Source organism: Halostagnicola alkaliphila, assembly GCF_055379965.1.
On record NZ_AP043826.1, the window covers coordinates 2,901,451 to 2,920,554 of the forward strand.

23 protein-coding genes are annotated in these 19,104 nt (G+C 62.0%); 11 read left to right on the forward strand and 12 right to left on the reverse strand.

What is annotated here, in order from left to right; genetic code table 11:
- Positions 1-2 precede the first annotated feature (2 nt).
- Both moaC and ACZ5C7_RS19795 read left to right on the forward strand, forming a co-directional pair.
- Complete coding sequence (gene moaC, locus ACZ5C7_RS19790) at positions 3-527, forward strand: cyclic pyranopterin monophosphate synthase MoaC (protein ID WP_464377977.1); 525 nt, start codon at positions 3-5, stop codon at positions 525-527.
- A gap of 151 nt (positions 528-678) precedes the next feature.
- Positions 679-1,089, forward strand: coding sequence for a hypothetical protein (locus ACZ5C7_RS19795; protein WP_464377978.1), 411 nt, complete (start codon positions 679-681; stop codon positions 1,087-1,089).
- Between the two features lie 44 nt (positions 1,090-1,133).
- On the opposite strand, the gene ACZ5C7_RS19800 is transcribed toward ACZ5C7_RS19795, so the two are convergent.
- Positions 1,134-1,877, reverse strand: coding sequence for a beta-ketoacyl-ACP reductase (locus ACZ5C7_RS19800; protein WP_464377979.1), 744 nt, complete (start codon positions 1,875-1,877; stop codon positions 1,134-1,136).
- 284 nt (positions 1,878-2,161) lie between these two features.
- Between ACZ5C7_RS19800 and ACZ5C7_RS19805 the strand changes: the two genes are divergently transcribed.
- Positions 2,162-2,611, forward strand: coding sequence for a hypothetical protein (locus ACZ5C7_RS19805; RefSeq protein ID WP_464377980.1), 450 nt, complete (start codon positions 2,162-2,164; stop codon positions 2,609-2,611).
- Positions 2,612-2,656: 45 nt separating this feature from the next.
- Here ACZ5C7_RS19805 and phaC read toward each other — a convergent pair whose 3' ends face one another.
- From phaC to ACZ5C7_RS19825, 4 genes are read right to left on the reverse strand one after another with little or no spacing between them, the layout of a single operon-like run.
- The gene (gene phaC, locus ACZ5C7_RS19810) at positions 2,657-4,060 is read right to left on the reverse strand and encodes a class III poly(R)-hydroxyalkanoic acid synthase subunit PhaC (protein ID WP_464377981.1); all 1,404 of its coding nucleotides are present in this window, start codon (positions 4,058-4,060) and stop codon (positions 2,657-2,659) included.
- Between the two features lie 46 nt (positions 4,061-4,106).
- Positions 4,107-4,652 carry a poly(R)-hydroxyalkanoic acid synthase subunit PhaE gene (locus tag ACZ5C7_RS19815; RefSeq protein WP_464377982.1) on the reverse strand — a complete coding sequence of 182 codons (546 nt, stop codon included), beginning with the start codon at positions 4,650-4,652 and terminating at the stop codon, positions 4,107-4,109.
- 39 nt (positions 4,653-4,691) lie between these two features.
- Positions 4,692-5,177, reverse strand: a complete 486-nt coding sequence (locus ACZ5C7_RS19820; RefSeq protein ID WP_464377983.1) for a hypothetical protein — start codon at positions 5,175-5,177, stop codon at positions 4,692-4,694.
- A 1-nt stretch (position 5,178) separates the two neighbouring features.
- A complete protein-coding gene (locus tag ACZ5C7_RS19825; protein ID WP_464377984.1) occupies positions 5,179-5,499 on the reverse strand; it encodes an AbrB/MazE/SpoVT family DNA-binding domain-containing protein in 321 nt (106 codons plus the stop codon).
- 267 nt (positions 5,500-5,766) lie between these two features.
- On the opposite strand from ACZ5C7_RS19825, the gene ACZ5C7_RS19830 reads away from it, so the two are divergent.
- Positions 5,767-6,468 carry a MaoC family dehydratase gene (locus tag ACZ5C7_RS19830; RefSeq protein WP_464377985.1) on the forward strand — a complete coding sequence of 234 codons (702 nt, stop codon included), beginning with the start codon at positions 5,767-5,769 and terminating at the stop codon, positions 6,466-6,468.
- A 145-nt stretch (positions 6,469-6,613) separates the two neighbouring features.
- Positions 6,614-7,699, forward strand: a complete 1,086-nt coding sequence (locus ACZ5C7_RS19835) for a DUF7351 domain-containing protein (RefSeq protein WP_464377986.1) — start codon at positions 6,614-6,616, stop codon at positions 7,697-7,699.
- A 133-nt stretch (positions 7,700-7,832) separates the two neighbouring features.
- Here the strand turns inward: ACZ5C7_RS19835 and ACZ5C7_RS19840 are convergent, their stop codons facing one another.
- Both ACZ5C7_RS19840 and ACZ5C7_RS19845 read right to left on the reverse strand, forming a co-directional pair.
- The gene (locus ACZ5C7_RS19840) at positions 7,833-8,603 is read right to left on the reverse strand and encodes an archaeal proteasome endopeptidase complex subunit alpha (RefSeq protein ID WP_464377987.1); all 771 of its coding nucleotides are present in this window, start codon (positions 8,601-8,603) and stop codon (positions 7,833-7,835) included.
- A 2-nt stretch (positions 8,604-8,605) separates the two neighbouring features.
- Positions 8,606-9,340, reverse strand: a complete 735-nt coding sequence (locus tag ACZ5C7_RS19845; protein ID WP_464378484.1) for a proteasome subunit alpha — start codon at positions 9,338-9,340, stop codon at positions 8,606-8,608.
- A gap of 272 nt (positions 9,341-9,612) precedes the next feature.
- Here ACZ5C7_RS19845 and ACZ5C7_RS19850 point away from each other — a divergent pair, with 272 nt between their 5' ends.
- The 3 genes from ACZ5C7_RS19850 to cdd all read left to right on the forward strand — a co-directional run bounded on the left by ACZ5C7_RS19850 (position 9,613) and on the right by cdd (position 12,780).
- The gene (locus ACZ5C7_RS19850; protein ID WP_464377988.1) at positions 9,613-11,016 is read left to right on the forward strand and encodes a phosphohexomutase domain-containing protein; all 1,404 of its coding nucleotides are present in this window, start codon (positions 9,613-9,615) and stop codon (positions 11,014-11,016) included.
- 126 nt (positions 11,017-11,142) lie between these two features.
- Positions 11,143-12,294 carry a CaiB/BaiF CoA transferase family protein gene (locus ACZ5C7_RS19855; protein ID WP_464377989.1) on the forward strand — a complete coding sequence of 384 codons (1,152 nt, stop codon included), beginning with the start codon at positions 11,143-11,145 and terminating at the stop codon, positions 12,292-12,294.
- A 93-nt stretch (positions 12,295-12,387) separates the two neighbouring features.
- Entirely contained in the window at positions 12,388-12,780 is a 393-nt protein-coding gene (cdd, locus tag ACZ5C7_RS19860) for a cytidine deaminase (protein ID WP_464377990.1), read from the forward strand.
- A gap of 33 nt (positions 12,781-12,813) precedes the next feature.
- On the opposite strand, the gene ACZ5C7_RS19865 is transcribed toward cdd, so the two are convergent.
- Complete coding sequence (locus tag ACZ5C7_RS19865; protein ID WP_464377991.1) at positions 12,814-13,254, reverse strand: DUF488 domain-containing protein; 441 nt, start codon at positions 13,252-13,254, stop codon at positions 12,814-12,816.
- A 59-nt stretch (positions 13,255-13,313) separates the two neighbouring features.
- On the opposite strand from ACZ5C7_RS19865, the gene ACZ5C7_RS19870 reads away from it, so the two are divergent.
- A complete protein-coding gene (locus ACZ5C7_RS19870) occupies positions 13,314-14,135 on the forward strand; it encodes a nucleoside phosphorylase (protein WP_464377992.1) in 822 nt (273 codons plus the stop codon).
- Between the two features lie 42 nt (positions 14,136-14,177).
- On the opposite strand, the gene ACZ5C7_RS19875 is transcribed toward ACZ5C7_RS19870, so the two are convergent.
- Both ACZ5C7_RS19875 and dacZ read right to left on the reverse strand, forming a co-directional pair.
- Entirely contained in the window at positions 14,178-14,942 is a 765-nt protein-coding gene (locus tag ACZ5C7_RS19875; RefSeq protein ID WP_464377993.1) for a mechanosensitive ion channel family protein, read from the reverse strand.
- A gap of 1 nt (position 14,943) precedes the next feature.
- On the reverse strand, positions 14,944-15,756 hold the full coding sequence (gene dacZ, locus ACZ5C7_RS19880; protein ID WP_464377994.1) for a diadenylate cyclase DacZ: 813 nt from the start codon (positions 15,754-15,756) through the stop codon (positions 14,944-14,946).
- Between the two features lie 165 nt (positions 15,757-15,921).
- Here dacZ and ACZ5C7_RS19885 point away from each other — a divergent pair, with 165 nt between their 5' ends.
- Positions 15,922-16,173 (forward strand): hypothetical protein, encoded by a 252-nt coding sequence (locus ACZ5C7_RS19885; RefSeq protein WP_464377995.1) that lies wholly within the window; start codon positions 15,922-15,924, stop codon positions 16,171-16,173.
- A 110-nt stretch (positions 16,174-16,283) separates the two neighbouring features.
- Positions 16,284-16,739 carry a hypothetical protein gene (locus ACZ5C7_RS19890; protein ID WP_464377996.1) on the forward strand — a complete coding sequence of 152 codons (456 nt, stop codon included), beginning with the start codon at positions 16,284-16,286 and terminating at the stop codon, positions 16,737-16,739.
- A 69-nt stretch (positions 16,740-16,808) separates the two neighbouring features.
- Here ACZ5C7_RS19890 and ACZ5C7_RS19895 read toward each other — a convergent pair whose 3' ends face one another.
- Positions 16,809-17,594, reverse strand: a complete 786-nt coding sequence (locus tag ACZ5C7_RS19895; protein WP_464377997.1) for a phytanoyl-CoA dioxygenase family protein — start codon at positions 17,592-17,594, stop codon at positions 16,809-16,811.
- Between the two features lie 124 nt (positions 17,595-17,718).
- A complete protein-coding gene (locus ACZ5C7_RS19900) occupies positions 17,719-18,708 on the reverse strand; it encodes an aldo/keto reductase (protein WP_464377998.1) in 990 nt (329 codons plus the stop codon).
- Positions 18,709-19,104: the final 396 nt, after the last annotated feature.

Genomic DNA, 19,104 nt, shown 5'->3' on the forward strand with positions numbered 1-19,104 from the left:
GAATGAGCGACGACCACCCGACGAACGTTCCGGAGGAGTCCGGCGATACCGACGCCGACGAACTCACCCACACCACCGACGACGGCGACGTGCAGATGGTCGACGTCGGCGACAAACCCGACACCAGCCGCCGCGCCGTCGCCGCGGGCGAAATCCGACTCCAACCCTCGACCCTCGAGGCGATCCGCGACGACCAGATCGGGAAAGGCGACGTGCTCGCCACCGCCCGAATCGGCGCGATTCAGGCCGTCAAACACACTTGGGAGACGATCCCGATGTGCCACCAGATTCCGATCACGAACGTCGACACCGGCTTTTCGCTCAAGGACGACCGCGTGGCGCTCGAGGTCGCCGTCGAGACGACCGGCAAGACGGGTTGCGAGATGGAGGCCCTCGAAGGCGTCACGACGGGACTCAACGTCGTCTGGGATATGGTCAAAGCCGTCGAGAAGGACGAAGACGGCCAGTATCCGGCGACGGGCATCGAGAACGTGCGAGTGCTCGAGAAGGAAAAGCGGGAGTTGTAAATCGATCGACGAAGCTGTGAACGCTTCGACGGAGCGGTGGGCGAATCGATAACGCAACCGCGCGAGCGAGTAGCGAATTCCGAAACAGCTTTCAGACACTTCTCGGGCGAACGAAAGGTACTTATCCGAACACCTGTCAGACGAGAACACAATGGTTTCCGGATCGATCGATCTTCCAGGGCTCTTGGTACTGGCGTTCCTGCTCCTTCTCGTCGCCGGGGCCTGGTGTCTCTGCTACGCCGTCGCGGTGGACGCCAGCGCTCGAGGTGCGAGCGGGTCCCTCTGGGGATTGTTCACGTTCGTTCTCTTACCGATCGCGATCCCGGCGTATCTCGTGTACAGAACGCGGCTCCCGGAGCGGACGGATTCGTCGTCGAAGATCGAACGGTGGGCCGGTTCGTTCGGAATCGGTGCGACCGGCGCATGGGCGCTCGCCACAACCATTGCACCGCCGGATCCGTTCACCCTCGTACTGTTAACGTTTCCGGCGGCGCTCGTTCTCGTTCCGCTATCGATGAATCTCTGTTATGGCGTTGGGCCGGGTCGTACAGAAGTCCAGTAGTCACTCGGAGGGCAAAGAGACGAACGAGTATCGGGCCGAATCGGTTAGAGATCCATGCCGCCGTTGACGTCGATCACTTCTCCGGTCACGTACGACGAATCCTCGCTCGCGAGGAATCGAACGACCGCGGCGATATCTTCGACTTCCGCGAGCCGCTCTAAGGGGACGCTCGAGACGATCCGCTCTAAGACGTGGTCGGGAACGGTCTCGACCATATCCGTCGCGGTAAAGCCCGGAGCCACGCAGTTGGCCGTCGAGCCGCCCTGTGCGAGCTCGAGTGCGATCGTGCGGGTGAAGCCGAACATCCCGCTCTTGGCCGCGGCGTAGTTCGCCTGTCCGAAGTTGCCCTGTTTGCCGACGACGCTCGAGATGTTGATCAGCCGGCCCTCCTCGGCGTTCCAGAGGTCGTCGTAGAAGACCTGACTGCAGTTGAACATCCCGCCGAGGTTGACGTCCATCACGCGGTCCCACTCCTCTCGAGTCATTTCGGTGAACTGGTGGTCCGCCGTGATCCCGGCGTTGTTCACTAACACGTCCGCCGGGCCGAAGGCCTCGAGACAGACCTCGCGCATGTGTTCGACGTCCGCGCGGTCGGCGACGTCGGCCTGGGCGGTGACCGCCGAGCCGCCGGCCGTTTCGATCGCGTCAACCGCTTCGTGGGCCGCGCCCTCCGACGTTCGATAGTTGATCACGACGTTCGCCCCCTCTTCTCCGAGGTATTCGGCGATCCCTCTGCCGATGCCTCGAGCCGACCCGGTGATGACGCAGGTTCGCCCCTCCATTGACATAGCCACCTAGACAATGTACCCCACGCCCTATATAATGACGTGCGGGCTCTCAGTTTGCCGGGCATCGACGACGGATAATTAGAGCGGAAGAGGGCCGAACAACGGTGGCCTCGAACCGCGATTCCGTTGTCGGTGAGAGCCCGGAATAAAAATACTGCGCATAATCTGTCGAGAGACGACCGTTCGGTCCGTCGTGACAGTCTCGACTCTCGCGGCTCGTACCGATCAACACGACTTCCGCTAACCAACAAACGTCATTACCCGCGGCCGAGGACGGGAAACGGATGGCACTATCCGATTCTCAAGAAGCGGTTCTTGACGACCTCGTGGCAGATGTCCCGAACGACGTGGCGTGGTGCGTCATCGGAAGCACCGACTCGGTTCTTCGAGGACTCGAGGACGATCCGAACGATATCGATATTCTCACCACGAATTCGGGAGCCGAGTGGTTTCGAGACGCGCGTTCCGACGGGTTCGTCCGAACTCGCGAGGTCGGCGAGTCACAGATCGACGAGTATCGAGTTCGCGAGGAGGAACTCGAAGTGATATTCGCCGACCGGGAAAAAGACCACCAGAAGCCGCTCGTAGATCTGAATACCGTTGAGATCGAGTCATCTGGCGAGCGAGAGATTCCGCTGTTGCCACTCGAGGAACTCCTCGACGTGTACAGGAAAATAAACAAACACGAAACGGCCGACAGACTGGAAAACGAATTCGATCCGGCGGGCGGATAACCCGGTTATTTAGGTCGCCTGTTTGAGGATATCTCCGCGCTGAAACTATCTCGAGGCGGCCTGCTCGATCCAGTCCTCGAGTCGCGCCGGGGAGATTCCGGTTTCCGTAGCCAGATCGGCGGCGTCCGCCGCGGCGAGGTCGTCGAAAGTCTCGATTCCGGCTTCCCGGAGATCTTCGGCGTAGGCGTCGCCGACGCCGGAAAGATCGGTGAGATCCTCGTCGCCTTCAGAGCCGTCGATTTCGATCTCGACTCCGCTGTCGTCCACACCGGCTTCGTCCCCCTCGACATCCGCCGCGAGCGCGGCGTCGGATTCGTCGGGGTCCGCTTCGGCTGAGTCGGTATCGGACTCCTCCTCGAGATCGGTCCCCGATCGTTCCTCGAACCATTCACAGACCTGCGGCCAGAGTTCGTCGTGGCTCCGCGAGGAGACCGACATGCCGATGTGGCCCGTCGGGAACTCGAGGATCTCGGTGTCTTCGGAGGCGATCGCGTCGTTGAACGGCTTCGAGGCGTTCGGCGGAATGAGGTGGTCGTACTCCGCGACGATCTGGAGGACGGGCATCTCGATGTTCTCGAGGTCGACGCGTTCGCCGCCGAGGACGAGCTCGTTCTCCATCAGCTTGTTCTCCTGGTAGATGTCTGTGATGAACTCCTCGTAGGCGGCTCCGGCGACGTCGATTCCCTCCGAGAGCCAGCGCTCCATCCGCGCGAAGTTCTCGACAAAGTCCTCGTCGTCCATGTTGTCGTAGAAGCGGACGTACTTCGTCACGTTGTTCGCGACGGGATCCATCAACGCGAAGCCGACGTCGAGGAACTCGGCAGGTACGTTTCCGTACGTGTTCGTCACCCGATCCGGGTCGTAGTAGTCCTCGGCACCCCACAGCTCGAGAACGCCGCCGTCGCCGGCGAAACAGAGTCCGGAGGCCATCAGCGCGAGGTTCTTGACCTTCTCCGGGTAGAGCGAGGCGTACATGGCCGACTTGGTGCCGCCCATGCAGTAGCCCAGAATGTTGATCTCGTCCTCGCCCGACCGGTCGCGGACGGTATCGACGCAGTTGTCGATGTACCGGTTGACGTAATCGTCGAGCGTGAGCGAGCGATCCAGCGCCGAGGGCTCGCCCCAATCGATCAGGTAGACGTCGTAGCCGGCTTCGAGCAGGGTCCCGACGACCGAGCGATCCGGCTGCAGGTCGAGGATGTAGGGTTTATTGATCAGGGCGTAGACGATGAGGATCGGCACGTTGTGTTGTTCCTCGGTCTTCGCCTCGTAGTGCAACAGCTCGAGTTTGTTCTCCTCGTAGACGACTTCGCTCGGCGTCTGACCGACTTCGACGTTCTCGAGCGTTTCGGTCCGCTCGGGCGCGACGCGGCTCTTCTCGGCGAGTTCGGCGGCCCCTTCCCAGGCCTGCCGTTGCATGTCCATCGCGAGTGTGTATGGGTTTTTCATTGCGTGGGGTCCGTGTGTGGATGCGTTGTGTGTGGATGATCCGCAGTTACTGGTCCTCGAGATGCTCGAGGACCCGATCCAGCTTGTTCTCGACGGCGTGCTGGCGTCGCTCGAGTTCGACGAGTCGGTCGCCGACCTCGACGACGTCGCTTTCCGTCGCGAATCCGAGCGTTCGGAGCGTCGTTTCGGCCGCTTCGTCGGCCTGTTGTTGGGCCTCGAGAACGTCCCCGACGGTTTCGCCGGTCATCTTGGCGAACGCCGTCGTGGACATCACGTCTTTGAACGCGTCGTTGGCCGTGTTGAGCCAGATGTCGCGGAACTCTTCGATATCGACGTCTTCGCCCTCGAGCTGATCGTTCATCCGGTCGACCATCTGCTGTGAGGCGTCCATCCACGTCTCGTAGGCCCGAGCGTAGCCTTCGACGCCTTCGGAAACCTCGTTCTCTTCGGCGGCTTCGCCGACCGTCTCCGACCAGCTCTCGACGAACTGGGCCTGCGCTTCCATGTTCTGCTCGAGCGCCTCGAGAAACTGTTCGTTCCACTGTTCGGCGGCCGCGTTCCAGTCGTGGCCCTGGGATGCTGGGTCTGTCATGAATAAAATTGTGGGTTGGGGAGTGAAAGTGCTTCGGGGCTACGCGGAGGTGTCGAACTCCTCGGCGGCGTCTTCGACGTTCTCGGCGACGGCCGTAACGTTGGCTTCGGCCTGCTCGTGAGCGTCGAGGAACGCGTCGAACGAATTGTCGACGGCATCCGTGTAGCCGTCGGCGAACTCGTCGTAAGCCTCGCCGGATTCTTCGACCGCGGCAACGACAGATTCGAGCGTTTCGACCTGTGCCTCGGTCGCGTTCTCGAAGCCTTCGTCGACGAGTTCGTGGAGTTCGTCGACGTTTGCGGCGTTCTCGGGAAGCGACGATTCAACGGCGTCGAGGGATGCGTGAATCGCTCCTTTCGTCAGGTCGGCGTTCTGCTCGAGCATCGAACTCGAGGAGTCGACGACGGTCGCGAAGGCGTCGATCGACTGCTTCTGGGCCTCGACGGCGTCGTGGGTGAGTGTCTGGCTCTGTTTCACTGCGGTGCGCTGTGCGTCGAACAGTTGGGTGAGTGGGGTCTGGGTCATGTTATTCGTCCTCTTCTCGGTCGCGTTTGACGGGAACGACGATCGTCTGAACGATGTCTCCCTCCTCGATGTCGAGGGCGTCTCGTTCCGGGCCGGGAATGCTGACCCGGCCGCCGCTCTGGACACGCGCTTTGAACGTCGCGGTGCCCATGTTCATCGGTCCAAACGACGACATCCCCTCGAGGGGGTTCGTCGAACCGGACTGCATCATCTGTTTCATCAGCTCCTGCTGGGATTGGGCGACCTGCTCACCGGCTTCCTGCATCTGCTCCGTAACCATCGCAGGCGGAAACCAGGGTGACCGGTCGGAGTCGTCCGTCATCACGTGTTCCAATGGGGCGAGCAGTAATAAGCATTTCCACCAGACACCATTGAATACCATTGAAATACATTTGATGGGTCGTATTGCATTTCAGTGTGTTTGAATGGGACGCCAGGTTCACAATCCGGAGTGAAAATACGTCAAGACGTCTACTCATTCTACGGTTAACGGCTATTTCATGTCCTGTAACACCGTTTCATCCGTTATTAATCGGTTTCCCTCTCAGCCAAAGAAGACTTAACGACTACTCGCATAGTTATCGATCAGATGTCCCAACAGAACTCGGGGAAAACGGACGTTTCCGCCATGACCGACGCCTGGTCCGCGATGACTCGGAGTTTCATCCAGACCACGGCCGCCGCAAACCGAGCGGCGGTATCCGCGATGGTTCCTCCCATCGTGACGGACGGTTCGGATGAGGACGGCTCGAGTCGATCCAGTTCCGACGAGACTCGCTCGAACGGCCCCACGGGTGTCGAACAATCGGCGGACATCGTCTCGGCGGCGATCCCGTCAGTCGAGTACTCCGATCTCGACTGGGAGTTCGAACGCACTACGGACAGCCCCGACCACATCAGCGTCGGCGACACCGTCACCTTCGAGAAAACCCTCTCGGAGGACGATGTCCAAGCGTTCGCTCACATCAGCGGCGATACGAATCGGCTCCATCTGGACGACGAGTTCGCCGCCGAAACGCGGTTCGGTAAACGCATCGTTCACGGAACCCTCGTCTCCGGACTCATCAGCGCCGCGCTCGCACGCCTCCCCGGACTCACCATCTACCTTTCCCAGGACCTCGAGTTTCAGGGCCCCGTCGGGATCGGCGACCGCGTCTCGGCGCGGGTCGAAATCGTCGATTCGCTTGGTAACGACCAGTATCGGCTCGAGACGCTCGTCCGCGACGAGGACGCCGACGAAACCGTCGTCGAGGGGGAGGCGGTCGTGCTCATCGACGAGTTCCCCGAATAGCTGAGAAAACGGGATCGATCGTTCCTGAACGAGGACGTCCAAATTAGTTTCTGCTGGGGGAATATCGACACGGAAGTCTCTACTCACTCCGGAAGACGAGGTTACTGACACAAAGACGTATTTTTCTTCCCCGCGAATACTGAACATGACGACAGAGGACGAGTCCGACGGATCCCGCCACCGGGGCGATCTCGAATCGAGTCCGGAGACGACCGTCGAGCCGGTCTCGATGGGGGACGCGAACGAGACGGACGAGGGACCCCGGACGGCGACGGCCGAAACCGTCTCCGAACCGAGCGACGCCTTCCAGTCGCTCGGCAACGAAGTCCGGATGGGTATCCTCGAGACGATGCTCGAGCGGACCGACGGAAACGACGCGGGGAGTACCTTCTCGGCGTTGTTTGAGGCGTCGTCCGTCGATACTTCAGCGGGCTTTGCGTACCACCTCGACCAACTCGTCGGCCCGTACCTTCGGAAAGACGCCGACGAGCGGTACGAACTCACCTACGCGGGGTTGAAGATCGCACGGGCTATCTCGACGGGCGCCTACACCCGGCGCGTCGATCATCCGCCGGTTTCACTTTCGGAGGCGTGCCCGTTCTGCGGCGAGCAGTCTCTCGCGGCCCGGTCGACCGACAACGTCGTCACGGTCGCCTGTCGAAACTGCGATCGATCGCTTTTGAGCCTCGGGTTCCCCCCTTCGGGACTCGAAGCCCACGGCGTGGAATTTCCCGAGGCCTTCGATCAGTATCACCGTCACCGACTCGGTCTCATGGCCGACGGCATCTGTCCGGAGTGCAGCGGTGAGATCTCCGCACGGCTGGTCAGGCCCGACGCGCCAACTGCCGACACGCTTCCCTCGGAACACGAGGAGCACGTACAGGCCGAATTCGCCTGTGATAGCTGTGGCATCGAGGCCCGTTGTCCCGTTTCACTCGCATTTCTCGACCATCCAGCAATCGTCTCCTTTTCCCACGACCACGAGCGAAACGTCCACCAACGCCCGATCTGGAACGTCGGCCACGAGTGGGCGGAGACGGTTCTCTCGACGGACCCGCTCGCGGTTCGCGTCGTCGTCGAACTCGAGGGGGACGTCCTCGCGCTCTACATCGACGAACCGGTCTCCGTCGTCGACGTGCAGCGATCCGAAAGGAGCGGCGCGAACACCGTCGAACGAACTGAATCCGCGGAGCGAGGCAAATCCGCGGAGCGAAACGAATCTGCGGGATGAATAACGCGTTGTCACCGCGCTTTCTCTCCCATCAAACGCTTCTGTGACAACCGCGGTACGGTTCGTCACCGTACAGTTGAACTGTGTTGTGTAACCAGTAGCCGTTTTTATGGACTCTGGAGGGGATCGCGGCTCACGCGGTCGTTTCCGCCAGCGCTAATTCGACAGCATCGGCCGAGAGCTGGTGAACCGTCGTCGGCTCCGAATCGACCGTCCAGACGGTCAGCTCCGCGGGCTCGAGTTCCTTCTCCGCCGTCGTCGTTAACGCCTCGAGAGCCGTACCCACGCCCTCGTGGTGATCGCCCGGCTCGGTGCTATCGGGCTCCCCGCCGTCGAGTAGCTGGGTTTCGAATGCCCCTCGAATATCTCGGGATCCGTCGCCGATCGCCGCCGCTCGCCAGCCGGAGGCCGTTCCGCCCGGATCGACCTCGTACAGCCGCGGACGATTTCCGTCGGGGGCCGCCGATCGCTCGTCGATGCCGGCGACGAGTAGCGCCGAACCGTACGGCCGCGAACCGCCGGCGTGTGTGGACTCCTGGACGTGATCCGCAACGGCTTTTGCGAGCGGTTCGACGCCGATCGGTTCTCCGTATCGCAACCGGTGACGTTGCCCGGCGTTTCGAGCGAATTCAACCAAGGTCCGCGCATCGGCAGCGTGTCCGGCCGATGCGATCGCGAGGTGGTCGTCCACTCGGTGAATCTTCTCGACGGAATCCGGCTCCAGCAGCGGCGATCGGAGTCGCTTTCGGGCCGCAAGGACGACGCCGTCCTCGGTCAGAACGCCGACGCTCGGCGACCCTCGTTCGACGGCCTCACGGGCGTACTCGACCTGATAGAGGCGACCGTCGGGCGAAAAGATGGTGCTCCCGCGATCGTAAGCCTGCTGTCGCGCATTCGAATCCATCGTTAGGCCACCTCTCCGGTCGACTCTCCGTCACCGTCCAGATCGGTTCCGGCCCCAGCAGCCGAGTCGGTAAGCGAGGCTATCGCCGAATCGATTCCGTCGAAGGTTTCGATGTCGATCGATTCGTCCGTAATGGTCCCGATCGTCATCCCATCACCGCTCGCGGTATCCCGTTCGGTCGCGCTCCGAACGGCGTCCGCGACGATCGTCGTGAGCCGGGAGACTGGCACCGTCGGCTCGTAAGTGCCCTCGAGCGCGCCGTAGGCGAGTTCCATCCCGCTTCCGCTCGCGGCGTAGTCGCTTTGCATGACGCCGCCTCCCTGTCCGATATCGTAGACGGCCGGCCGTTCGTCGACGCCGGCGAGGACGATATCGAGAATCCGGTACGGACCGCGACGAATGAGGTCGCCGGCGACCGTCGCCGCGGTCTCGACCGACGCGGAGCCGTCGTGGTGCATCTCGTAGCGGCGCAATTCGGCGCGCAACTGCCGAACGAACGCCTGAGCGTCGCTGACGCTCCCCGCAAACGCGACGGCCGTCCGGTCGTCGACGGGGGCGATTTTTCGGGTGCTTCGATTCGTCACGAACCGTCCGCCGAGACTCGCGCGCGTATCCGCAGCGAGGACGACACCGTCGGATCCGGCGGCACCGATCGTCGTCGTTCCCGTTTTGACTATTTGGGTCGATTGATCGCCCGACACTCGTTCCGTTCGGACCGTCGACCGCTGGCTATTCATCTCGCTCTCGTTCGTCCGCCCGCCCAGAACGCCGTGAACTCGGCGGACATCGTCCGACTGGCCGTCGATACCGTTATCTGTCCGTCTCATCACCGGTGCTAGCCGATCCGGGGGGATAAGTGAAAGCTAAAATATATTTTAGCTCGGGTGGTGTAGAAACACTCCTGAAGCGGTGGAGAACACGGCCAGACCGATGGAGGAGTGTGCAGACGGTGATTCGCCGTCGTTTGAAGCTATCAACACATAAGTGGCTGCTCGCGAAACCCCCGGTTATGACGCTGTTCGGGACGGCGGGAATTCGTGGCCCAGTCGACGAAACGGTAACACCGGCGGTTGCGCTGTCGGTTGGACAAGCCGCCGGAAACCCCGGTGAAACGTTCGTCGTCGGCCGCGACGGGCGCGAAACCGGGCCTGCGCTGGCCGCCGCAATGGAAGCCGGCCTCGAGAGTGCGGGTGCCGACGTTCGCCGAGTCGGTCAGGTTCCGACGCCCGCCCTGGCGTTCGCTTCGCAGGGACGACGCGGCGTGATGCTCACGGCGAGTCACAACCCGCCGGAAGATAACGGGATCAAACTGTTCGTCGACGGAGTCGAATACGATCGCGACGCCGAATTGGCTGTTGAAGCCGCCGTCGAGACGCCCGATCTCGCCCGATGGGACGAGTGGGGACGGTCGGAACGTCTCGAGATACTCGGCGGCTATCACGACGCGGTGACGGCGTACGTCCGAGAGCAGTTCCCGAACCTGTCCGGAAGAGAAGGGGTGGGTTCGTCCGCCGGAGTGTCCGAACCCCTCGCCGGGCTCTCGATCGCCGTCGACTGCGGCGGCGGCGTCGGGGCGCTCGCGACGCCGCAGATTCTCGAGCGACTCGGCGCTGATGTCGCCGCGTTGAACGCGACCGTCGACGGCCACTTCTCGGCTCGAGAGAGCAAGCCGACGCCCGAAACGCTCACCGACCTCTCAGCGTTTCTCGAGTCAGGCTCGTTCGACCTCGGGGTGGCTCAGGACGGGGACGCCGACCGGTTCGTCGTCATGGATCCCGACGGCGACGTGATTCACGAGGACACGATTTTGGCCGTCGTCGCCGCTCACTACACGCGAAGCGCCGATCGTGAGGATCCCGTCGTCGTCACGACGCCGAACGCCTCGGCGCGAATCGACGAGCAGGTTCGGTCCGCGGGCGGCCGCGTCGAGCGCGTTCGCCTCGGTTCGCTCCACGAAGGGATCGCCCGCGAACGCGAGCAGGGGGGCTCCGAAACCGAGGTCGTCTTCGCGGCCGAGCCCTGGAAGCACATCCACACCGCCTTCGGCGGCTGGATCGACGGCGTCGCGAGCGCGGGCGTCATCGCCGCACTGACCCTCGAGGCCGGCGACACCGACGCGCTTCGCGAACCGGTCACCGAACGCCCCTATCGGAAGGTGAGCGTTGACTGTCCCGAAGACAACAAAGTCTCCGCGATGGAGACGCTCGAGACGACCCTCCCGGATGCCTTTCCGGACGCCGAAGTCGACACGAATTACGGCGTGCGACTCGAGTTCCCCGACGCCTCGTGGGTGCTCGTCCGCCCGAGCGGCACCGAGCCCTACGTCCGAATCTATGCGGAAAGCGAAACGGTCGACGAACTCGTGGCCAACGCGCGTGACGTCGTCGAAACGGCGATCGAAACCGCGGACTGAGTCCGACGCCCCCTTTTTATACTCTCGGCTGTAAGTCGTTCAAGATTCTCGCCGCCCTGAGGGTGTGAAAATCTTCACATAGTTACAGCCAAGAGTATCAAGTCTCTCGGCTCCGTTAGCCAGGCTATGCAACTCGACGACGTTCGCGTCCTCGATCTCACTCGATTGCTTCCAGGCCCGTACGCGACCCAACTCCTCGCCGATCTGGGTGCCGAGATCATCAAGATCGAAGATCCGAACGCGGGTGACTACGCGCGGTGGATGCCACCCCGTACCGACGACGGAACGGGAGCGATCTTCGCCGCGGTCAATCGCGGCAAGCAAAGCGTCGCGCTCGATCTCAAAACTGACGCCGGAACCGAGGCGTTGTTCCAATTACTCGAGGACGCGGACGTGGTCGTCGAGGGGTTCAGGCCGGGCGTCGCCGACCGACTCGGCGTCGATTACGACGCGGTCAGCGATATCAATTCCGAAATCGTCTACTGTTCGGTGACCGGCTACGGACAGGACGGCCCGTACAGCGACCGCGCCGGCCACGACTTGGGTTACGTCGGCCTCTCGGGACTGCTCGATATGACCCGGTCGGATCCCGACGCGAGGCCCCAGATTCCCGGCTATCCGATCGCGGATATGGCCGGTGGCATGTCCGCTGCGTTCGGAATCCTCTCCGGGCTCCTCTCGCGAGAACTCGGCGACGGCACGGGGACCTACCTCGACGTCTCGTTGACCGACGCGGTGATTTCGTTCTCGCAGGTCGCGGCGCTACCGGCACTCCTCGGAAACGAGCCGCGTCCGGGCGAAACCCACCTCACCGGAGCCCTCCCGTGGTACGACGTGTACGAAACTACCGACGGGGGGTACGTCACGCTCTCGGCCCTCGAGGAGAAGTTTTGGATCGCGTTCTGCGAGGCGATCGATCGCCCCGACCTCGAGGGGGTTCACGGGACCGAGGATCCCGCGGAACGAGACGCGCTCCGCGAGGAACTCGAATCGATCTTCGCCGAGCGGACCCGCTCGGCGTGGGCGGACCTCGAGAAGGCTGACGTTCCGGTCGAACCGGTTCTCTCTCCGGCCGAAGCGCTCGAACATCCACAGATCGAGTCCCGCGGGATGGTCCGTCGAGCGGAGGACGGATACCCCGCGATCGTTTCGCCGATCACCGCCGACGGCTCGAGCGGGCGCGAAGGGGTTCCGGACCACGGCGAACACACGGAGGCAGTACTGAAGGAAGCGGGCTACGATATCGCGGAACTGGAAGGGAGAGCGGGCAAGGACTGAGCAGTTGGGAGACTGTGCGCCAGCGGGTTCGAAACGAGAGGCCTGACCGTCCGGGTCGGTGCTTTCTTGCCGCCGGTCGCGGTACCAGTGGCTATGAACGACGAGGCGCTAATCGAGGCGGCACGAGACATCCAGTCGGAAGCACACGTCCCCTACTCCGAGTATCGCGTCGGCGCGGCCCTCGAAACCGCCGAAGGCGAGGTCTACGTCGGCTGCAACCTCGAGAACGCGAACTACAGCAACAGCCTTCACGCCGAGGAGGTCGCTATCGCGGAGGCTGTCAAAAACGGGGCAACCGAGTTCGATCGCATCGCCGTCAGCTCGAGCCGACGAGACGGCGTCACCCCCTGTGGCATGTGTCGCCAGACGCTCGCCGAGTTTTGCGGAGACGACCTCGTCGTTATCTGCGACGAGGGAGAGTCGACCAGTAAGTACACGCTGGGCGAGTTGCTCCCCGAGACGATCACCGAAGAGATGCTCGAGTGAACGTCGACGACGGGCAGGGGCGATACCGGTCGACTACCGGAACCGGGATCGATCTTCGAGATACTCGCACAAAATCGTCCGGTGACACCGCTTTTTCGCCGTGTTCTCGAAACAGACGAGCGCGAGTGATTCGCCGTCCGCGAGACGCTCCTCGAGTTCGTCAAGCGCCGACTTCGCGGCCGCCGATTCCTCGAGGTACGTGCGATACTCCCCCTCGAATCCGACCTCCTCCCAGGCGGCGTTGTGTGCGCCTTCCCCGCAGAAGCCGCGCATCTTGAGGTCCTCTTCGGCGGCGCGGGTCGACTCGAGCAGCTCTTCGGGCGGGCCGAGCTCGGGGACGTTCTCGTCGACCGCCGCGTGAAACCACGACGTCGGGTGTCGGACCACGCCAACGAGGGTGGTTTCCGGCTCGAGATCGGCGAGATCGTGCTGGATCGCCGCGACGTAGGTGTCCGCGAGGTGACCGCTGCCCATACGTCCGCTACGTCCGCCCCGCATTTATATACGGTCCCGGGTCGAATCACTCGAATCTCATGGCAGGTCACAGCGAAGACCCGAACGCGGACGAACAGTACCACCTCGAGGTCGGACCGGAGGACGTTGCAGACACCGTCTTGCTTCCGGGCAATCCCGAACGCATCGAGAAGATCGTCGCCCACTGGAACGAGTACGACGAGCGGGCCTACCACCGGGAGTATCGTACTGCAACCGGAACGTACGAGGAGACGCCGATTTCGGTTACGTCGACGGGAATCGGCGGCCCGTCGGCGGCGATCGCGGTCGAGGAACTCGCCCGCGTCGGCGCCGACACCTTCATTCGCGTCGGCTCCTGTGGCGCGTTACAGGCCGAGATGGAAGTCGGCGACCTCGTCATTACGACGGGCGGTGTGCGCCAGGAAGGCACCAGCGACGAGTACGTCCGCGAAGATTATCCCGCGACCGCGGACTACGAGGTCGTTTCCGCGCTCGTCGCCGCCGCCGAGCGACTCGGTTACGACTATCACACCGGCCTCACGATGAGCGCCGACGCCTTCTATCCGGGACAGGGACGGCCGGGGTTCGAGGGCTTCGAAGCCGCGGGCTCGACGGAGTTAGTCGACGAACTCAAAGAAGCGAACGTCAAGAACATCGAGATGGAAGCCAGCGCGATCATGACGATCGCATCCATCTACGGCCTTCGGGCCGGAGCCGTCTGCTCGGTCTACGCCAACCGCGAAACCGGCGAGTTCCGAACTGAAGGGGAGTCCCGATCGGCCGAAACCGCCTCGCTGGCGACGCACCTACTCGCGAAGATGGACGAGGTAAAATGCGAAGCCGGCGCAGACCGATGGCACGCGGGATTGAGTCTCGAGTAGCCTCGAGGTCGTCTACGATCGGCCGGCCTCCGGTGGACCGTTTCAGCCCCGTATCCGGACGACGCCTTCCTCGAACACCTTCCGGTTCGGAACGATGAACTCCTCGGAGTCGTCTTCGATCTTCGTCACGAACAGATCGACCTCCTGGACGATGCCGGACTGGTCGCCGATTTTTACCTGATCGCCGATGCTGTAGGGCTGGTTCAACAGGAGGTAGATGCCCGCGGCGCTCGAGACGAGGAAATCCTTGAACGCGTAGCCGCCGACGATGACGATGCCGATGGCATAGACGGCCAACAGGATGAGCAAGGCGAATACTGCCACGCCGACCTGATCCAACGCGACGATAAACGCGATGTACAGCACCGAGTACTTCACGACTTTCGGGATGATCGCGACCTCCGGGAGTTTGACCCCACGAAGGTACTCGCTAACCACCAGTTCCGCCTTGTCGGCGATAATAAAGCCGAGGATAAGCACGAGAACGGCGATGAACAGTTGCGGGATAAACTCGATAATTCGCGCCCAGAACGCGTCGGTCGGAAGCAGTTCTGCGATATGTATCGCGGTGAGGACGGCGATACCGTAGATGAACCACGAACTGATCCGCGCGACGATTTCGACTGTCGAAGTGCCGAGGCTCTGGGCGGTCCGTTCGAACGGCGTCCCTTCGACGGCGTCGGCCACTCCAGCCGCGCTCAGGAGTTCCTTGTTGAGTTTTCCGACGAGGTAGCCGACGACCAATCCGAGCGCGAGCACTGCCACGGCGATGACCGCAGGCTCGTCGATGAACGTCTGCCACTCCATATCAGTACGCCTCCGGATCGACCTCGATCAGGAGCTCGCCGCCCTTGAACGCCCGTACCATTCCGTCGCTCTCCGAAAGCGCGATCGCGATCGAGTTCGTATCCCTGGTGATCGCACCACCCGCCATGTGGCGGGCACCCAGCCCCTTGGGAATGTCGACACCCTCCGCGGAGGGCTCGAGATAGCGGTATGCCGAGACGATCTTGCCCGAATCCGAGATGACGAACGCGCCATCGAGTCGCGAGAACTCCTTGAGCATGACGCTCACGATCGGATCACCCACGTGAACGTGGGACTTTTCGAACGGGTTGTAGCTCAACGGCCGGGACTTGTTCATCACCTTTCCGGCGTCGCCGACAACAAACAGCGCGCCGACGGGCTTGCCCTTCTGGCCTTTCTTCCCGAGTTCAATCGCTAACTCGAGAATCGACTTGATGACCTCCGGATCCGCACGCGACCTCGAGAATAGATCGTAGATACCCGTCTTCGACTCGGCGTCGGCTCGGACTCGCGAAACCGTGTCGATACTGTCGCTGAACACGCTCGTCGCACACGCGAGTTCGTCGCCGTCTTCGATAATGCCCTGTTGCAAGGCTCCTTCGAGACCGAACGACACCCGCTCTGCGACGTCCTCGAACTCGAGTGGCAGTTCGACGAACGTGTCCGCGCTCACGACGTTTTCCGTTCCGACGACGATAACGTCGAGGTCTTCGACCGACGAAAAGCGCTCGTAGTACGACCCGCTCGGCCCGAAGAGGACGACGGCATCGACACTCGAGAAGATGTCCCCGAACACATCGTCTAATCCGTCCATTACTCCTAGAAGTCGTTCGTGATCGAATAAACGTTGTGGGCTTGACGATGGTAGTGGTGGCTGTTACCAAACGAACCGATCCGAGTGGGTCCCGAAACTGATCGACGGGGATCTCGAGATCGTTCGTCGAGTAGGTTTATAGTGATAGGAGAAAAACAGGTTTCCATGGTTCACTACCAGCGAACGGAACGACTCGTCCCGTCGTCGGCCTGGTTCAAAATGCGATGTGTAACCCTGGAGCTACTGCTTACGCTCTCGTTGCTCGCGGGGACGGCATCGTTGCTCGCGCTCTCAACCGGGAATCCAGAAACGATCGCGATAGTCGCATTTGCGAGCGTCGCGGTACTTTTCACCGGTCTCGCGGTAATTCGACTTCTCGATCGTCTGGAGTCTCGCGGCGTTCCAGTACTCGAGTGATATCGCGAATCTCGACGAACTGACGGCACCCGATTCGCTTGGATCTTGTTCGCAGCAGATCCCAGCGTGATCTCAGAACGCTTTTTCCCGGTCGGTCGAATCGATGAGGTATGAGTGATCTCCTCCTCGGCGTTCTTGGACCGGTGGTGATCGGCGTCGTCTCGTTGCTCGTCTACTGGGATGCGAGACGAGTCGATGTCGTTTGGCCGCCGGTTTGGGCGCTTCTGGTATTCAGTACGGGAATGCTCGGGCTCGGACTCTTCCTGTTCGTTCCGACGGTTCCCATTCCGGGGCTGCTCGTCATCGTCCTCATCGGCCCCGTTTTCTACGTCTTCGAACGCGATGACACCAGACACAGCGACGAACCCGCCGATCCGCACACGCTCGCCGACGCGGAGACGACTCACGAGAGTTCGGATCCGATACCGAACGCTTCGGACGACGACACGGACGAACCAGTCACAGCTCCCGACGGAAACGAAGCGAGCGATCCAACCGCGTCTCACAGTGACGACGAAACGGATCAGGAATCGGCGGATTCCGACGACTACGCCGACCCGCGATAAATCGACCAGTGACCATCAACGAGAGAACAGTAGCGAGAGTCGAGGTGAAGAGCGCTTGTCTGGGAACGCTCAGACGCAGCCCGGGAACTCCTCGCCCTGAATGTGTACCGAGTCGACCCAGTCGGGTCGTTCGTCGTCGCTCTGGGTGAACCTCGAGCGGGCGTCCATGTACGACATAATGAGCGCTCGGCGCGGGTTGTCGGTCGTGTTCGGTTCGGTGTAGTGCGGGAGCAGACAGTGCTGGAAGAGCGCGTCACCCGGCTCCATCGGTAATTGGACGAGATCGTCCTCGCCGTACTCCTCGCCGTCGATCACGATATCGGTCTCGTACTCGTCGGTTTCGTGGGTGATGATTCCCTTCGTATGTTCGCCGGGAACAACGGACATACAGCCGTTCTCGAGGGTCGCCTCGTCGATGGCGATCCAGACGGTGACGTGATCCATCGGGCGGATCGGGTAGTAGGCAGCGTCCTGATGGAAGCTCTTCTCGCTCCCGACGTGTGGCGGTTTGAGCATCGCGGCGCTTCGAAGCAACTTGAGGTGCTCGCCGAGCAGGTGCTCGTTGATCGAGACGATCGAATCGTCTCTCGCGACCGCTTCGAAGACGTCGTCCTCGTCGACCATCCCCAACCCTTCCATCTTCCGGACGGCATCGCCCGGTTCGTCGACTTCGACCTCGCCGCGTTCGACGGCGGGCTCGAGCTGTTTGCCGAACGTCTCCGGCTCCCGGTCACCGTGGGTATACTCCCGAAGTCGCTCTCTCGCTCGATCGACAGTGTCGTCGGAGAGCACGTCTTCGACGACGACGTAGCCCTCGGACTGATATTGTTCGAACTGGTCGTCGGTGAGTTTCATGGCCATAACTCGATGATATCTGGAGGTAATCCTTTCGGTCCTCCGGAAGACAAATACTCTCTTAGATCGGTTCAAGCGGTTGATTTTGGTCGATACGGAGACTGTTCATAGTTGTAACCGTTCGTCACCACTGGTGGTGAACCGCGTCGTAGACGTCCGCTTCGTAGATATCTCGAACGACGCCGTGGGTTCGGTTCGAGAGCGGGTCAAACGACGAGGCGGCGACGTTTTCACGAATATGCTCAGGGGAACTCGAGCCCGGGATCACCGTCGAGACGGCGTCGTGGTCCAGAATCCAGCGCAGGGCGAACTGCGCGGTCGTCATCCCCTCGGGGACGTGTTCTTCGATTCGGTCTGCGACCTCCAGTCCCCGCTCGAAGGGCAACCCGCTGAAAGTTTCGCCGCGGTCGAAGGCCTCGCCGTCGCGGTTGAAGTTCCGGTGGTCGCTCTCGGGGAACTCCGTATCCGCGGAGAGCGCGCCCGTCAGGAGTCCGGAGGCGAGCGGAATGCGGACGACAACGCCGATATTCCGGCGTTTGGCCTCCTCGAAGAACAGCTCCGCGGGGCGTTGGCGGACGGGGTTGAAGATGATCTGAATCGTGTCGACGCAGGAGTACTCGATGGCCTTCAGGCCCTCCTCGACCTTTTCGACGCTCACACCGACGTGGTCGACTTTTCCGGCCTCGACGAGCGAGTCCATCGCGTCGAACACTCGAGGCTCGTAGTACACGTCCCGCGGCGGGCAGTGTAGTTGTACGAGATCCAGCGTTTCGACGCCCAGATTCTCTCGAGACCGGTCGACGTGCTCCTCGAGGTTTTCGGCGGTGTACTCCGCGGTGTCGTGGGGATCGAGCCGTCGGCCGACCTTGGTGGCGACGGTCACGTCCGCCGAGTCGTCCCAGTCCTCGAGGACCTCCCCAATGTACTGCTCGCTCGCGCCGTCCCCGTAAACGTCAGCGGTATCGAGGAACGTCACGCCCTCCTCGAGAGCCGTTCGGACGGCCGCTCGAGCCTCCTCGTCCGAGACGTCGCCCCAGGCCGAGCCGATGTTCCACGTTCCGAGGCCGATTTCCGTTACGTGCAGATCCGTCGAACCGAGTCGTCGCTGGTCCATAGGTAGTTGTTGGCAAGGGGGTATTTGGATCTGTTTCACTCGCCGAGCGAGGAGTTTAGTATAGAACGAAGGCTCGAGGGAGGAGGAAACGGCAACTGGCTCAGAACCAACCAAAACACGTGCGGTGGCGCGCGCTGTATCACGGTGAGCGCTGGGAGCGGTGACCGACAGGAACCGCGATCCGTACGAACCGTGACTCAACGTTGTGCGAGGTCTTCGATCACTTGTGATCGAACGGCTTGGAAGTCCCGTCACGTCTTCCAGTGGATGAGCGAACGAACCTGTGAGTGAGCGAATCGGTTGGGGAGGACGAGATCCGAACGTAGTGAGGGTCTCGAAACGTGAACGGGGAGAGCGAGATGCGGCGAAGCCGGGTCTCGACAGCGGACGGTGAGT

Bases quoted from the DNA above. Each gene is read 5' to 3' on its own strand.
- moaC (WP_464377977.1), top strand. From the start codon at position 3: ATGAGCGACGACCACCCGACGAACGTTCCGGAGGAGTCCGGCGATACC.
- ACZ5C7_RS19795 (WP_464377978.1), top strand. From the start codon at position 679: ATGGTTTCCGGATCGATCGATCTTCCAGGGCTCTTGGTACTGGCGTTC.
- ACZ5C7_RS19800 (WP_464377979.1), bottom strand. From the start codon at position 1,877: ATGTCAATGGAGGGGCGAACCTGCGTCATCACCGGGTCGGCTCGAGGC.
- ACZ5C7_RS19805 (WP_464377980.1), top strand. From the start codon at position 2,162: ATGGCACTATCCGATTCTCAAGAAGCGGTTCTTGACGACCTCGTGGCA.
- phaC (WP_464377981.1), bottom strand. From the start codon at position 4,060: ATGAAAAACCCATACACACTCGCGATGGACATGCAACGGCAGGCCTGG.
- ACZ5C7_RS19815 (WP_464377982.1), bottom strand. From the start codon at position 4,652: ATGACAGACCCAGCATCCCAGGGCCACGACTGGAACGCGGCCGCCGAA.
- ACZ5C7_RS19820 (WP_464377983.1), bottom strand. From the start codon at position 5,177: ATGACCCAGACCCCACTCACCCAACTGTTCGACGCACAGCGCACCGCA.
- ACZ5C7_RS19825 (WP_464377984.1), bottom strand. From the start codon at position 5,499: ATGACGGACGACTCCGACCGGTCACCCTGGTTTCCGCCTGCGATGGTT.
- ACZ5C7_RS19830 (WP_464377985.1), top strand. From the start codon at position 5,767: ATGTCCCAACAGAACTCGGGGAAAACGGACGTTTCCGCCATGACCGAC.
- ACZ5C7_RS19835 (WP_464377986.1), top strand. From the start codon at position 6,614: ATGACGACAGAGGACGAGTCCGACGGATCCCGCCACCGGGGCGATCTC.
- ACZ5C7_RS19840 (WP_464377987.1), bottom strand. From the start codon at position 8,603: ATGGATTCGAATGCGCGACAGCAGGCTTACGATCGCGGGAGCACCATC.
- ACZ5C7_RS19845 (WP_464378484.1), bottom strand. From the start codon at position 9,340: ATGAATAGCCAGCGGTCGACGGTCCGAACGGAACGAGTGTCGGGCGAT.
- ACZ5C7_RS19850 (WP_464377988.1), top strand. From the start codon at position 9,613: ATGACGCTGTTCGGGACGGCGGGAATTCGTGGCCCAGTCGACGAAACG.
- ACZ5C7_RS19855 (WP_464377989.1), top strand. From the start codon at position 11,143: ATGCAACTCGACGACGTTCGCGTCCTCGATCTCACTCGATTGCTTCCA.
- cdd (WP_464377990.1), top strand. From the start codon at position 12,388: ATGAACGACGAGGCGCTAATCGAGGCGGCACGAGACATCCAGTCGGAA.
- ACZ5C7_RS19865 (WP_464377991.1), bottom strand. From the start codon at position 13,254: ATGGGCAGCGGTCACCTCGCGGACACCTACGTCGCGGCGATCCAGCAC.
- ACZ5C7_RS19870 (WP_464377992.1), top strand. From the start codon at position 13,314: ATGGCAGGTCACAGCGAAGACCCGAACGCGGACGAACAGTACCACCTC.
- ACZ5C7_RS19875 (WP_464377993.1), bottom strand. From the start codon at position 14,942: ATGGAGTGGCAGACGTTCATCGACGAGCCTGCGGTCATCGCCGTGGCA.
- dacZ (WP_464377994.1), bottom strand. From the start codon at position 15,756: ATGGACGGATTAGACGATGTGTTCGGGGACATCTTCTCGAGTGTCGAT.
- ACZ5C7_RS19885 (WP_464377995.1), top strand. From the start codon at position 15,922: ATGGTTCACTACCAGCGAACGGAACGACTCGTCCCGTCGTCGGCCTGG.
- ACZ5C7_RS19890 (WP_464377996.1), top strand. From the start codon at position 16,284: ATGAGTGATCTCCTCCTCGGCGTTCTTGGACCGGTGGTGATCGGCGTC.
- ACZ5C7_RS19895 (WP_464377997.1), bottom strand. From the start codon at position 17,594: ATGAAACTCACCGACGACCAGTTCGAACAATATCAGTCCGAGGGCTAC.
- ACZ5C7_RS19900 (WP_464377998.1), bottom strand. From the start codon at position 18,708: ATGGACCAGCGACGACTCGGTTCGACGGATCTGCACGTAACGGAAATC.